Raw genomic sequence first — 14,388 nt, forward strand, 5'->3', positions numbered from 1 at the left:
AGAGTAAGACAAAGTGTATCACTTGTTGGAAATTGACAAACATTAGAGTATAGAGAAATACTTAATGACTAATAGAATTGATGTCAACAAAAAAAATCGTAATTTCACACAAAATTCATTCACAGTTCCATCAGAAACTGTAACTGTATTACAACCGAGAAGTTATTCTCCATATTCTCCTATTCGTAGTGTAATTCTATGGGTAAAGCAGGCGAGCTTACGTACTAAAGCAACTGCTTTTGCTGTTGCTATCTCTACCCTACCAATATTAGGAATTGGAGCATTTACTTATTACTTAGTTAATCAATCTTTGACAAAAGAAATAAGTAAGATAAAACAAGCTAGTGCTATTGATTTATCGCACAATATTCAACAGTTCATGCTAGCACGAACTGGAGAAGTTCAGTTATTTGCCAGTCAAACTTTTCTTACTAACTCTAAGCAGAGAAATAATACAAATTTTCTAGATAAAGAAGCAAGGATAAACAATTGGAAAGAAATTTATCAGTTCTATGAAAGCATCGCAATTTTAAAACTAGATGGAGAAGTATATTTACAAACCCAAGGACAATCAATTCCTAATCAAAAAAATCAAGAATATTTTCAAGCAATCCTCAAAACCAGCCAACCTTATATTAGTCAACCATTTACAACAAAAAATGCAGAACAGCCAAAAATACTGTTAGCTGTACCTGTGAAAGATAATGTCACAGATAAAACTATTTATATTCTTCAGGTTGTGATACCTGTGCAATCTTTAGCACAAACACTCAACAAACTGCCGGGAATTCGAGATGAATATCATCTCATAGATGAGACTGGAAAGGTTTTTTTGGCAAAGAACAAGAGTGATGTTGGTAAAGATGCTCAAAAAGTAATTCCTAGTTGGGAGGAATTGCAAAATGCAAATCAGATATTAACACGCATATTACCTGATAAAAAAGGCCATGCTGAAGACTTAACAACCTACGTTCCCTGGCAAACAACAGAAGGTTTACCAGACTTAAATTGGAGCTTAGTTTTAAGTACAGATAAAGCCATTGCTTTGGCAACTCAAAGACAAATATTGCTGATATTAACAATTGGCATCATCGTTACAGCTGTACTGGTAGGTGCGATCGCTGCGATTTTAGCTACCCGTCTTACCCTACCGATTCAAAATGCAACGATGGTAGTAAAAAAACTGGCTAGAGGTAACTTTGATACTCGAATTACCGTTCGTGGTGAAGATGAGTTTGCGACTTTGGGAGCCAGTATTAACCGCATGGCAGATCAACTGCAAGACTTGTTAAACAAGCAAAAAGCAGAAGCTGAACGCTTAAAGTTGTTCACAAACATCTCTGCCACAATTCGTCAGTCACTCAATTGCGAAGATTTATTTAACATAACAGTTACAGAAGCTCGACAAGCACTAGGAGCGCATCGAGTTGTTGTCTATCACTTTAATGCTCACGGGCGCGGGCAAGTGGTAGCTGAGTCTGTTGCTCCAAGTTTGCCTGTGACTTTGGGAGACACGATTGAAGATGGCTCAATTGCCAGGCAGCTAATGGAAGCATACTCAATCGGTGGGGTGTTAGTTGCCAATAATATTTTTGAGATGGATTTTGCCCCTGAGTATCTCAAATTAATGGAACAATTGGAAGTCAAAGCGATTTTGGCAACACCAATTCTCAAAGATAATCAAATCTTTGGTTTCCTGATGGCTCATTACTGCTGGGCGCCTCATGTTTGGCAACCCTTTGAAATTAATTTCTTAAGGCAGTTAGCAGTGCAAGTTGGGCTTGCTTTAGAAAGAGTGAGTTTACTAGAGGTGAGCCAGGCATTGAAAGACTTTGCCATTTACTTATCTGGAAATCTCAACAGCCAAGAAATCTACAGTTTAGCAGTTCAAGGAATCCGTAAAGCTTTAAAGGTGGATCGAGTTGTCATTTGTCAATTTGACGAGAAGTGGCAAGGCAATATTTTAGCCGAATCCGCAGTAGAGGGTTTACCTTGTGCTTTAGAAACAAAATTATCTGGTTTACAAGATTATGCAGACAAGTATCGGCAAGGTGATGTGCTGGTAACCAATAACATTTACCAAGCAGGTTTTGCTGAGTCTTACATCAAACAACTCGAATCATTGGCAGTCAAAGCTCATCTAGAAGCACCTATTTTATCTGGAGGTAACGTGCTGGGATTGTTGATTGCCCATCAGTGTACAAGAACCCGCGTATGGCAGCAGGCAGAAATTGATTTATTTGAGCAATTCACAAGACTTGTAGGATTAGCTTTAGAGCGAGCTAATCTTTTGGAGCAAAGCGAAAAAGCTTCCCTGCTCCAACGTCAGCAAACAGAACAATTACAACAGCAGCTGCTCAAACTAATAGATAATCTTGCTGGAGCTAAAAAAGGCGATCTGACAGTACGTGTGGAAGTTACAAAAGGAGAAGTAGGCGCGATCGCTGACTTTTGTAACTCAATGGTGGAAAACTTGCAAGATGTTGCAATTCAAGTCAAAGCAGCTGCAAACCAATTGAATGGCACAGTTGCAGAAAACTCTGGTGCGATCGCTCAATTAGCAATTGACGCATTTAAGCAGCAACAAGAAATCAGCCGTACCCTTGATGCTGTCGATCAAATTAGACTTTCAATGAAAGGCGTAGCCAAAAATGCCAGACTTGCCACAGCAGTAGCTCGTGCTGCCTCTCCCACCGCAGAAATCGGCGACACGGCAATGGATCTGACAGTAGAAAATATCTTAAGTTTGCGAGAGGCAATGGGAGAAACAGCAAAAAAACTTAAGCGTCTTGGAGAATACTCGCAAAATATTTCTCGCTTGACTTCCTCCATTCACAAAATTGCCCTACAAACTAATTTATTAGCCATTAACGCTGGTATTGAGGCGGCTCGTGTTGGTGGAGATAATCAAGGTTTTGCCTCCTTTTCTGAAGAAGTTGCTGCACTCGCAGTCGAAAGTGCCGGAGTAACTGGTGAAATAGAAGGAATGGTTGCCAATATCCAACTAGAAGTTATCGAAGTAGTTAAGGTGATGGAATTGGGAAGCGCCCAAGTAATGGAAGTAACTCGTCTAGTGGAAGATAGCAAACATAGTTTAAATCAAATGCTAGATGTCTGTCGCCAAATTGATGATTTAGTGCAATCAATTTCTACCGCTACCGGATTGCAAGTGCATAATACCAAAGAAGTTATCGATTTTATCAAAGAAATTGCCAAAGTATCGGAATTTACTAGCAGTTCCTCTCGCAAAATTTATGCATCCTTGCAAAAAACAGTAGAAATTTACCAGCAATTACAAGCAACAGTTAGAAACTTCAAACTTAGTTAATCTAATTGTTGTTTAATACAAAAAATTCTTTGATTTTACTCATCTATAAGTGACAGATAATTTCTCATCACCATGCTCTGCATAGTAATGAAAACTTAAGGCTCTGTCTTCTTTTCATAAGATAGATACTCAATCAATTCTTTCCTTGCCTGGAGGCAGGGAAAGAGAAAAAATTGTTCAAATTTACATTGTGAATATAAATGCACACAGATGAAATCGGAAAAATCATCCGTGTGTTTTTTATTTTTTATTTAATGTAATTACTCTCAAATAAAGAAATATGAATAATATAAATAATCTCTTTTTGAAATAGAAGTTACAAAATTTTCTATAATTCATAATCTATAATTTAATAATTTATTATCGGCAATTGCCTGCCAAAAAAACCATTGTATCTCATCAATTTGGTACAAAAAAATCAACTTATGTTAAAAGACAGGGAACTCGAAACCCAGATGCAATTTCTGGATGCAGCTAATCATAGTTTGCATACCCTGGAGACTGTTTTATTAGAAATACAACCTAACTATCAACTTTCTATACCAAAAATCGATACAGCACTCCAAGCGACTCATTCTATTAAATGTGGTGCTGGAATGATGGGATTGAGTATTTTGGGAAATTTTGCCCAACATTTGGAAGATTCATTGCAAGTTTTAAAAGTACAATCTAATTCTCTAAAAATTGATACAGATTTACACAGTTTACTTGCATCAGTAGTTGATTGGCTGCGTCAAATAGTGGAATCAATTTCAATTGGCTGTATGATGGATGAGCAATGGTTAGCAACATTTTGTTATCCACTCTTTGAGGAGTTACAAAAGCATATATCCTTTCACAATGTTGATAAAAACATAAGTATTTTGTCTCCCACAGAGGGAATGCAAGACATGATAAACTTTCTGTTTAGAACAGAAGTAGAGGAAGACTTGCAACGTCTAGAATCTTTATTCGCTAGTGGCAAAAAATCTGCTTTAAAATCAGAAGGCATGATGATAGCCACTGAATTAGCTAGTTTAGGAGAAATACTTCAGTTAAACACATTTGTCCAGCTTTGTCAGTCGATTCTGCAACACTTAGAAAACATTGATTCTGATGAAAATGTCGTAGAAATTACTCAACTTGCATTATCAGCATGGCGGCGATCGCAAGCATTAATTCTGTCAAATCAGCTTGATAGTATACCTACGAGTATTATTTCATTGGAATCAGAAGTTACTAATCAAAAAAAATCAAATTTAATTCCAAGATTGCCAGATACTAAGGCAATAAATTTAGAAAGATCCCAGGAATTATTAATATCTAGTAATCGGAATGAAAATCAAGAAACAATAACGAAAACTCTTGCCAAAAGAGTAGAAAATGTTGATGATTTAATGAAGGAACTTAGTATCCAGCATGATAGTCTTGAAATGCAAATTGATAAATTAAACAAACTCATTCGTAATCTCAGCCTCCGGGTAAAAAAGCTAGAGATAGATAATAACGAGTTGCGCCTGACGTATGATAAGTTTGCAACTAAAATATCTACTTTGACTCAAATACAATTCCAAAATGGAAATTGCCAGCATATTAATAAACAGAATACATCAATAGATAATTGTCCAGAATTAGAAATTACATCTCAGACAGTAATAGAAACAATTGCAAAAATTCAAGAAATCGCAAACGAGATTGAACTTAGCCTTGCAGATACAAATCAAGTCAGTCGTTTATTGAATAAAACGGCTCAGGATCTGCAACAGTCTATCACACAAACTCCTATTGACCTTTCATTAGAGCGGGTACTTCTCGTCGAAAGCGATCGCATGCTTTTAGGATTTTCCATAGATACAGTTGAAGAAATATGCTCGCTCAATCCAGAACAAGTTTCGTTGGTAAGAGGTAGCGAAGTTTTCAACTGGCACAATTCGACATTACAACTAATTCGTCTAGAGAATTACTTACAATTTAATTACCTCTATCCACTCACATCAGCTTTAGAAACTCCACCCCAAATCGAGACTGCTGGTATATTAATTGTCAAAGCAGGCGATCGCTCATTAGCTGTGCAAATAGATCGCTGTTGGGGTGAAAGAAAAGTTTCTATTCATCAAGTTGAAGGTAATATACCTTATTACAGGAACTATACTATTTTGGATGATGGTCGGATAGTGCCACTGTTGAGCGTTGGTGAGCTACTGCAAATGAGCGAGGATTACTGCAAACTTTAGCTCGACAACGGGCGACAAGCAGAAAGGATCTCGTGCATATTAACCACCGCACCAATCACCACGATCGCTGGCGCACCAAATCCAGCCTTCTCAACTTTCTCCACAATCGTCCCCAACTTACCAATTAATTCTTCTTGCTCTGCTCGCGTACCCCAACGCACCAAAGCAATTGGAGTTTCGTTACTCAACCCTGCTATCGTTAGCTGTTCCACAATGTAAGCTAAATTGTGAATTCCCATATAAATCACAATTGTTTCCGAACCGTGAGCGATCGCCTGCCAATTGACTGACGGTTTATACTTACCTACTGCTTCGTGTCCAGTTACAAAAGTTACTGAAGAGCTATATAACCGATGCGTTAAAGGAATACCAGCATAGGCTGGAGCAGCAATGCCCGATGTGATACCTGGCACTACTTCTACTGCTACTCCAGCATTCAATAATTCTTCCATCTCCTCGCCGCCACGACCAAAAACAAACGGATCGCCTCCCTTCAAGCGCACTACAATCGCATATTCTTGCGCTTTTTCAATTAGCAACTGCGTCGTTTCCTCTTGAATCAAGGAATGACGCCCCCGTCGCTTCCCAGCATCAATCTTCTGCGCCACGGGATTAATCATCGCCAGAACTGCCGGACTTACCAAAGCATCATAAATGACAACATCCGCACATTCTAACAATCCCTTACCCTTAAGTGTCATCAATCCTGGATCTCCAGGCCCAGCACCAACCAAATAAACCTTTCCCAAACAAGTCCTCCCCTCTTTCTTTGTGCCGTTGCGGTTCATTACTTCAACAAATCCCAAACTAAATCAGCCAATTCTGCACTTGCTCCCAAAGGCTCCGCCAGTTGAAAAGTTACCTTAGGAAAATGTAATTGTAACTTTTTTGTTGCTTGAGCGATCGCATCAGTTATGCCACCAGCGAATAAGAAGTATGGCAGAATTGCAATTTGTTTGTATCCAGCAGCAATTAACTGTTGGACTTGCAACTCTAAACTAGGAGCCACAGCCCAATAAGCAGTCACTGCACCTAATTTTTTGGCGATCGCTTCCACTGGTTGTTGCGAACCCCAGCGACGGCTACCGTGGGCTAAAACAATCCTGGCGCTTGCTGTTGTTGCTGCAAACTGTTTTACCCACAACCGCTCTAAACCTGAGTGGCTACCTAAATATGGTTGTAATTCTATGAGGATATCTTGACCAAGAGATTGCTGTGCCAGAGCAACTTCACGAGGAATGTCTTCCATTACGTGTACTCCCGGCATCAGAAATAAAGGTACGATTTTGAGGCAAGTTGGTTGTAAAGCAGACAGACTAATAGTATTTATAGCAAAGTCAATAATTTGTTGATGTAAAGGTTTTGGATTTAGTTCTAAGTTTGCTGTACCGACTAAAGTTTCACACACCGAGACAGAGGTAATATGACTACCAGCAACCCTAGCTAAGTTATCTTGCGCTTTGTTGGATACTAGTCTTGCCAACTGTTGCATAGCAATTTCCGGTCGTGGATCTCGACTTCCGTGGGATACTAGTAGATACGCAGATGACATTAGCAAAAGTACAACTTTAAATTTTTACTGGGAATATATTAGCAAATCCAAACAAGCTCCCCGACTTTTGTGAGAAGTCGGGGAGCTGTATCATACATTAATTAGGACTGTTTTTCCGCCATAGGATCGGCAATATAACGGAAAGTTGGTTCAGAATTCCAAGGGCCTCGTTCGTCCTTACCATTTGTAGACAGGTTATAGTAAATATCTACAGTGCTATCAGGTTGGATGTTACCGAAGAAAGGATCGGTTAGTTTACCTAAAGAATCCAGCGCCTTCATAAACATCTGGGTGTGGGATATTTCTCGTGTCAATAAATGAACGAGAGTATTTTTAGTACCTTCATCAGGCGCTAACTTAATTAATTCTTCGTAAGTTTGACGCGCACCTGCCTCAGCACCAATATTAGCTCGCAAATCGCGCACTACATCACCACCCTCATTCACGTAATTAGCAGACCAAGCATTACCTTGACTATCTAATAGGTGTGGCCCCATACCGCGCACTGCAAATAAAGTGCTCTTATAAGCATCAGTTTGATCAACATTTTTGGTGTGTGCTTCAATCAGCTTACCCACCATTTCTAAATGACCAAACTCTTCTATGGCAATATCTTGTAACATATCCCGAATACCGGGATTTTCGCAGTGGAAGGACTGAGTCCAGTATTGCAAAGCTGCTGTTAGTTCACCTGTAGCACCACCAAATTGCTCTAAAAGTAGTTGAGCAAAACGTGGATTTGCTTCTTTAACGTTAACAACATGAATTGGTTCTTTTTTATGAAAGAACATCAGTCGGTTTCCTCTCTATTAAGTAGTAAATTTTATCTTCATGCAAATAATTAAATTTAAATAATTACTCGCAAGAATTTAAAAGCTAACTCCATTAAAAATTCTAGACATCCGACTAAATATTAACCTTCCCCAAAAGAAAGACTTAGTGTTTGATAATTTCTAACTAAAGCTCTATTTTTGTTTTCGCAGATTCTAATTAAAATTAAGATCTTATACCGCTACCACACCTCAAAACCTCCTGCTGCCAGAGGCTGAAGGAGGCAATTAGGGACTTTGAATAATCATTAATTCACCAAAACTACTGTCAATGCTGGTTTCTTCATGGCTTTACGGATGTAAGCAGCTAATATTAATACAGTAGCTAATCAGCCGTTGGTATTATCTCTGATACTTGTACCTACCCCATTTTCCGCCAGAGACTAAATTCTCTGTTTCAGAGTCTAAGTATCTGATGTTGAGTCTAAAGCTGTTCAGCTTTGTAAGTATAAAACTGATCAAAAGCTCCTAACGTCTCAAATTGATAACCAGGTGTAGAAGGCAATAGAGAATCTAGATTAACTCCAGGTGTCACAGAATTTAGACTTAAGTCTGTACGATAAATACTAAAAATTACAAAATCTTGACGAGCGGTATTTTCTGCAATTAGTTCTCGTATTTGTGGTCTAGCTGAATCTACTACTTTCTTACAATTAAATCGGATTAAATTTTCTAATATTTTTGGAGTTTTTTTGCAAACATTAGTCTTTAAATAATTTGTTAATCGTTGCTCGGCATACTCCTCATATTCAACTTGAGTGGGATTTGTCTGCGTCATTACGACACCCAGGACAATTAGTCCTATCACTCCCACATATGCCATAATATTTGAGACTTTCATTTTCTAGATAGTGATTTACTGTGGTCTTTAGACTTCAGATTACCTAAGTACGTTCCTTAGTGAAAAACACTAGACCATTTTGCTGCAAAAGTGCTATCATAAGAAACGCAATAGAAAAATGGCGAGCGTAGCCAAGTGGTTAAGGCAGAGGATTGTGGTTCCTCCACTCGTGGGTTCGAGTCCCATCGTTCGCCCTGATTTTAAATTTGATATCACACCCTCATCTGCTACACAGATGTACATTTTTAGTTGGTAGCAGTGTTATTCATATAATTACTACTAGCTTTGCATACACATAAAATCATTGTTGTACGGTAAATAGCAGTATTTCTTTGAAAAAAGCGATCGCCTTATGCCTAAAGACTCGTAATTTCACAAATCTGCTCCAGTAAAGTCTCAATTGAGCTATCTAATAACTGCGATCGTGTTGAGGAGGACGATAGCGGATATTATCATAGACTGAATAGCCTTTTCCGTGATTAAGTCGATTGTTTTGCCCATTGGTTGAAAAAATATTGGCAGGGCGGTTAAAACAACGCCAACACCTATCATTCAAACGATTAAGTGGATAGCTAGAGTAACTATTACGAGGATGATAAGTTCGGTAGTCTTTATAACCTCCAGAATATTGAGCGCCAGGACGAATAGACTGAGCTTTAGCACTTTGAGCAAAAGTTACACTTGTGATCGCAGCAAAGACAGTTGTCAGAACTAATGAAGTAAAAGATTTCATTACCCTACCTAAAACATTTGTTCTATTTCTATTGTTACAAACCCAACAAAAGTAAGCAGGGAGTAGAAAAAATCTTAAGCTCATCCCCTGGATTTTCATAGTATCGTACTCTCATCATCGCACCCAGAATTGAAGTATCCTACGGGTAGACACGTAGTGGATAAGCGCAATTAGCCGCCCAAAGGGCGTCTACTGGGCTAATAGCCAAAGTCCACTTCTAGGACTGAAATTTTTTTGAGTCTACCTTCAGTAGACTTGAGCCATTAGCCAGAGAATTAATTTTCTGACGGGATAATAACGAAGCTAGATACTATACCAATTGAAAAATCAAAATGCAAAATTCACGTATGATATCATGTCCGGTTAATCAAACTGAATAAAAATGTTTGCTCGTAGTGAGGACTTTAGTCCTCAGTTATTGAATGAATAAATGACTAATGACTAATTCAACTTTGCTGCAAATAATACTCAAATCTTTCCTGGAGTTGTTCAACTGTCAGATTCTGAGTCCAGTACTCGACTAAAGAATGACCAAATGCCCATGCATTACGCTCAGCTGAGGTAGAATTATCTAATAGTAATGGCCAAAGAGAGAGCAAGTCAAAGTTCAGAGGATTGTCGCTCGTATTTAACAGCGAAAAAAGGTCATAAGCCATTTGCAATTTACCTATGACGATGGGTAGCTGTTCCACAGGAATTTGTTCTGCCAATAGATAAGCCAAAGTTGGAGATCCGGTTGCCAGTGTAGAAATAAACTGGAGAACAGGACTTTTGAGAAATGCAGTTAATCCTTGGGTTGTTGTCATCTGAAAGGTGTAGCGATCGATGATTTTGGCAGCAGCAACAGTACGAGCTTCCAGATTACGCAAAAACCGAGCCAGCCTTAGTTGCTTGGTAGGTGCGATCGCCTCCACTAATGCCAAAGATAGAACATCCACTCCCCAAGCAGTTCGATTTGTTTTCACATCAGCAGTGACGACAGGCAAAACTAAATCGCAGAAGTCATCTAGCAGTTGAGCGCGATACTCAGTTGCTTGGCGAATTGCAATTTCCTTAGGAAGCTCGCCCCATTCCCAATCATAAGGAGGATTCCATTCCCGAATCGGACGAAGACGATCCACTTGAGTTACCACCGCGATCGCTGGCAAGTCTGCTACTTCTGCCTTCATATCTTGGAGAAAGTCCACATCCATTTGTAGAGCCGGATCGAGAGCAGGAGTCACCAACAGCAGTAAATCTGCGGTTTTAGCATAGTCAAGCACAAGTTCTCTCAAATCAGCGCGGTTGGCTTGTTCGTAACCAGGCGTATCCCAGAGCGTCAGTTCTTCACCGCTTCCAGTTTGCCAATGATAATTTTGAATGCGATCGGTGCTGGGCAAAATATCTACCGCGGCTTTTTCTGCTTGAAACAGCGTGTTAATTAGACTGCTTTTTCCTGCTCCAGTTCTTCCTGTTAACAGGATATTAATGGGTTTTTGTTCAACTACTTCGGTGGATTCGGCTTGTGCCAAAATTTCTCGCAGAGTTTGAGTTTTGGCTTTGGGAATCGTTGGTGCAGGAGGGGAGGAAACTAAACCTGGTAATGTGTTACCTCCATAGAGAATCATTACTTGCCTGCATAAGTTTCGCAGAGTTGCTTCTCGAAGCATTTGACTCAAGTTCACCAGTAGTTGCTGATTGGCTTGGTTACTAGAACGCTGACTAGCTTTGCTTGCCACCGCCGCCACAGGATTAAAAAGCCATTGCGCCCAACTCCAAGCTCGCCAAAGCTTGCGAGCAGATGGTTCTAAGCTCTGATAAACTTCGTATGCTTGATATGCTTGCCCAACCGTCACCTGATTGAGAGCAGGAGATAATTTTTGCACCCACTGATCTAGATCGTCTACTGTTCCCCGAATCAACCCGTAAGCTTGAGGAACGTAAATGTTCAAAAGCGGATACTTCACTTCCGGATGATAAATGTTGGCAATGGCGACAACGAGATCCTGACAACGCTGCCAAAAAGTTTGCCAGTCTTCCCAAATTGGAGGATCGCTTTGTGCGGCGCTCAGAATTCCTTGGAGTGCGACTTCTGCTTGTTTAGTCGCATCAGTTCCCACATTAGGCATTGTCTCGTCTGTAACAGATTCCAGTTCTTTGCTGACTTCTGCCACTACAGTTTCAAACTGCTCGAACTGCGGTCGAGTCCATTTTACTAGCAGCCAACGCCAACCCACGAATACAAGGGTGAACACGCCCCAGATCCAGTTAATACCCCATTCGTGGATCTGTAATCCTGCCGACACTAGCAAGAAACCGATGATAAAAGTGATCGGAATTGCCAATACGATCCATTGCCAAAGCTTTAAGCGCACCATTCCCCATACCTGCCTTGATTATCATCCTATTGAGCTACGATGGTAGCAAAACAAAGCAGCAAGGCTCATACAACCCGCTACAGATATTGGCACGCTCTGAAGAAATAAGGCAGGAGGCAGAGGGCAGTAGACGCGCAAGCGGCTACTTTCAGAAGTCGCTTCGCGCCTACCGTAGGTAGGCAGAAGGAAAGAGGATTTGACTTATTTGTTTCATTTGTAGCAGGAAAATATTCATTTCTCTGTTCCCTATCCCCTATCCCCTTCCCTTTTAAGCGATCGCCCACAGAAAACAACTTCAATTACGATCCAGACGAATAGCTTGCTCTAGAGCTAATTTTTCTTTAGCTCTACGAGCGTAGGGTTGTAATTTAGTCAAATTCCAGCCAGTAATAATACTCATATCTTCTAAATTCATTCCCTTCATCAACATTTCTGTACACCACGTCTGTTGAGCTTGCTCAATGGCAGGCTGTTGTCCTTCTGGTGTCAATAATCCCTCTGCTAATATCTGCCAGCGCTCCTCTATTTCTGCTTTTGATATTGGCATTCCACTATCGTTGAGAAATAATGCCGAATGTTTATCTTTACGACTTTTTAGCCATTGATTTAATGGATTGCGAGTATGGGAGCCATATCGCTTACCCAAAATCCACTGATTAATAGGAACTTGTCGAATCGAGCCTTGAGTAATTTGCAATAGGTGCTGATTAGTATCGATGATTTGGTGCGATCGCTCTAAATTAACAATTTCTGTAGTTGATAAACCTGCTCCAAACAAAACATACATCAGGGCATAATCTCGCAATCCTGATTTCTTAGCTCGTTGCAAAATCAAATGGACTACATTTGCTGGTAAATCTATCACCTTCTGTGTAGCAATAGACTCATATTTTCCTGCTCCTGTAGAGTTTGTAGCACTGTCTAAAAACAACGCTACCAAGCTTTCTAAAAACTCATCTCTGTCATGCCAAAGTTCGTGGAATTCACTAGTAAACTGAATCACGGCATACCCCAATAACAGACTATTGAGTAAACTTGCTAACTTCTCGACTGGTAAATGGGTGTGTAATTGCTCATGCTCCATGACTGTTGCCAAATATTCAGCAACAGAATGATTGGCTTGATTCAAACTTCGTCCTAGTGCTTGACGATTTTCTACTGGATACTTTCCTGCCTCACCGACTAAAGAACGCACCAGATCTGGAACTGTTTCTAAAGCCTGTAAACGGTGATCGCAATAATCTTTCAGAGCTTGGTAGGCACTGGTAGTTTGACTTGCTTGCATTTTTAACGATTCACCCAATTCTTGAAACACTGGCGATTCGGAAATTACTGCCAAAAGCAATCCGTACTTGTTGCCAAAATGTCGGAATAACGTCACTTCATTAACTTGTGCTGATTCTGCAACTGCTTTTGTTGTCGTCTCGGTGATTCCTTGTGCAGCAAATAACGACATCGCTGCATTAATCAGTCGCTGTCGAGTTGAAATTATTTGACCAGACATAAGTTAAAAATGCAAGTAACACTTGCAAATCAAATTTTTCTTTGTTAAGCTCAAGAATGTAAGTAGCACTTGCATCCTTTATTCCTACTTTAGCTGTCTTTGTCAATTTATATAGAGGATGTGGTAACCAGTACAGTCTTTGCACTGGTTTATTTACAGTACTCGCGTTAAAGGAAAATTTATGAATATGCACTCAACTGCGGCTGTTGATAAGCAACCGCTAGCTTTAAGCTGGACGAATGTGGCATTTTTTGGTACATTTCACGCCTTAGCAATGCTTTCTCCCTGGTGTTTTTCTTGGTCTGCATTAGGAGTTACTATATTTCTGCACTGGTTATTTGGCAGTATTGGGATTTGTTTAGGGTATCACCGACTTCTAACTCACCGAAGTTTACAGGTGCCGAAATGGTTAGAATATGCGATCGCTACCTTAGGTGCTCTTGCTATGCAAGGAGGGCCAATTTTTTGGGTAGCAGGACATCGGATGCATCATGTTTATACAGAAGACAAAGACAAAGATCCCTACTCTTCCCAGCGTGGTTTTTGGTGGAGTCATATGCTGTGGATTTTTTACCCACAACCAGAGTTTTTTGACTACGAAATTTACAAAAAATTTGCTCCTGATTTAGAGCGTGAACCGTTCTATCGCTGGCTAAATCGCTACTTCTTGCTGCTGCAAATCCCTGTTGCTATCCTACTGTATGCTTTGGGCGGATGGTCTTTTGTGATCTATGGTGTCTTCCTTAGGGCAGTATTGCTTTGGCATACTACTTGGCTAATTAACTCTGCGACTCACCTGCGCGGCGATCGTCGTTTTAACGTGAAAGACAATTCTCGCAATCTTTGGTGGGCAGCACTTCTAACTTACGGAGAAGGTTGGCACAACAACCACCATGCTCACCCAAATGTAGCCAAAGCCGGATTAAGTTGGTGGGAAGTGGATATGACTTGGTGGGCAATTAAAATCTTACAGGCTATGGGGTTAGCGAAGAAAGTAAATGTTGGTGGTTGAGGGCAATTAACCAATACT

10 protein-coding genes and 1 tRNA gene are annotated in these 14,388 nt (G+C 40.0%); 4 read left to right on the forward strand and 7 right to left on the reverse strand.

Translation table 11 applies throughout. From position 1 onward, the window contains the following. Positions 1-64 precede the first annotated feature (64 nt). Together QUB80_RS27635 and QUB80_RS27640 are read left to right on the forward strand one after the other, a co-directional pair. Positions 65-3,328, forward strand: a complete 3,264-nt coding sequence (locus QUB80_RS27635) for a GAF domain-containing protein (protein WP_289792671.1) — start codon at positions 65-67, stop codon at positions 3,326-3,328. Between the two features lie 425 nt (positions 3,329-3,753). Further along, on the forward strand, positions 3,754-5,541 hold the full coding sequence (locus QUB80_RS27640) for a chemotaxis protein CheW (protein ID WP_289792672.1): 1,788 nt from the start codon (positions 3,754-3,756) through the stop codon (positions 5,539-5,541). Here QUB80_RS27640 and cobA read toward each other — a convergent pair. The 4 genes from cobA to QUB80_RS27660 all read right to left on the reverse strand — a co-directional run bounded on the left by cobA (position 5,538) and on the right by QUB80_RS27660 (position 8,764). Further along, positions 5,538-6,329 carry a uroporphyrinogen-III C-methyltransferase gene (gene cobA / locus QUB80_RS27645; RefSeq protein WP_289792782.1) on the reverse strand — a complete coding sequence of 264 codons (792 nt, stop codon included), beginning with the start codon at positions 6,327-6,329 and terminating at the stop codon, positions 5,538-5,540. The genes QUB80_RS27640 and cobA overlap by 4 nt on opposite strands. Further along, entirely contained in the window at positions 6,329-7,093 is a 765-nt protein-coding gene (locus QUB80_RS27650; RefSeq protein WP_289792673.1) for a sirohydrochlorin chelatase, read from the reverse strand. The genes cobA and QUB80_RS27650 overlap by 1 nt, the downstream gene beginning before the upstream one ends. Before the next feature lie 101 nt (positions 7,094-7,194). After that, positions 7,195-7,884 (reverse strand): manganese catalase family protein, encoded by a 690-nt coding sequence (locus QUB80_RS27655; protein ID WP_289792674.1) that lies wholly within the window; start codon positions 7,882-7,884, stop codon positions 7,195-7,197. Between the two features lie 463 nt (positions 7,885-8,347). After that, positions 8,348-8,764 (reverse strand): DUF4359 domain-containing protein, encoded by a 417-nt coding sequence (locus tag QUB80_RS27660; protein WP_289792675.1) that lies wholly within the window; start codon positions 8,762-8,764, stop codon positions 8,348-8,350. Positions 8,765-8,885: 121 nt separating this feature from the next. Here QUB80_RS27660 and QUB80_RS27665 point away from each other — a divergent pair. Continuing rightward, positions 8,886-8,958: transfer RNA gene (locus QUB80_RS27665), tRNA-His, on the forward strand. Positions 8,959-9,173: 215 nt separating this feature from the next. Here the strand turns inward: QUB80_RS27665 and QUB80_RS27670 are convergent. The 3 genes from QUB80_RS27670 to QUB80_RS27680 all read right to left on the reverse strand — a co-directional run bounded on the left by QUB80_RS27670 (position 9,174) and on the right by QUB80_RS27680 (position 13,358). Further along, entirely contained in the window at positions 9,174-9,497 is a 324-nt protein-coding gene (locus QUB80_RS27670; RefSeq protein WP_289792676.1) for a hypothetical protein, read from the reverse strand. A gap of 446 nt (positions 9,498-9,943) precedes the next feature. Further along, on the reverse strand, positions 9,944-11,854 hold the full coding sequence (locus QUB80_RS27675; RefSeq protein WP_289792677.1) for a GTPase family protein: 1,911 nt from the start codon (positions 11,852-11,854) through the stop codon (positions 9,944-9,946). 295 nt (positions 11,855-12,149) lie between these two features. Then, entirely contained in the window at positions 12,150-13,358 is a 1,209-nt protein-coding gene (locus QUB80_RS27680) for a TetR family transcriptional regulator (protein ID WP_289792678.1), read from the reverse strand. Positions 13,359-13,539: 181 nt separating this feature from the next. Between QUB80_RS27680 and QUB80_RS27685 the strand changes: the two genes are divergently transcribed. Further along, positions 13,540-14,370, forward strand: coding sequence for an acyl-CoA desaturase (locus tag QUB80_RS27685; RefSeq protein WP_289792679.1), 831 nt, complete (start codon positions 13,540-13,542; stop codon positions 14,368-14,370). Positions 14,371-14,388: the final 18 nt, after the last annotated feature.

Source organism: Chlorogloeopsis sp. ULAP01, from assembly GCF_030381805.1.
GTDB lineage: Bacteria > Cyanobacteriota > Cyanobacteriia > Cyanobacteriales > Nostocaceae > Chlorogloeopsis.